At 62.3% G+C, this 223-nt stretch carries 1 protein-coding gene; it reads left to right on the top strand.

Translation table 11 applies throughout. The features are described from left to right. Positions 1-223 (top strand): amidohydrolase family protein (locus tag EOB49_RS36145; RefSeq protein WP_164782043.1); only part of this gene is annotated, 223 nt, incomplete at both ends.

The following is a 223-nucleotide window of genomic DNA, read 5'->3' as shown; positions in this document are numbered from 1 at the left end:
CTGGAAGGCAGGCCTGCGCACGCTTGCAGCCGCCCCCAACTTCTACGCCAAGCTCTCCGGCCTCGGCACCTTCGTCCACCGCAACGACCCGGCTCTGATCGCCTATATCGTCGACAATGCGATCGACATATTGGGCGCCGACCATCTGATGTTCGGCTCGAACTTTCCGATCGAGAAGCTTTGGACCAGCCACGCCGAGCTGATCAAGGCGCACCGCGATGCG

Origin of the sequence: Mesorhizobium sp. M7A.F.Ca.MR.148.00.0.0 (assembly GCF_003997735.1) — a bacterium.
GTDB lineage: Bacteria > Pseudomonadota > Alphaproteobacteria > Rhizobiales > Rhizobiaceae > Mesorhizobium.
This window is presented reverse-complemented; position numbering and strand designations above follow the sequence as displayed.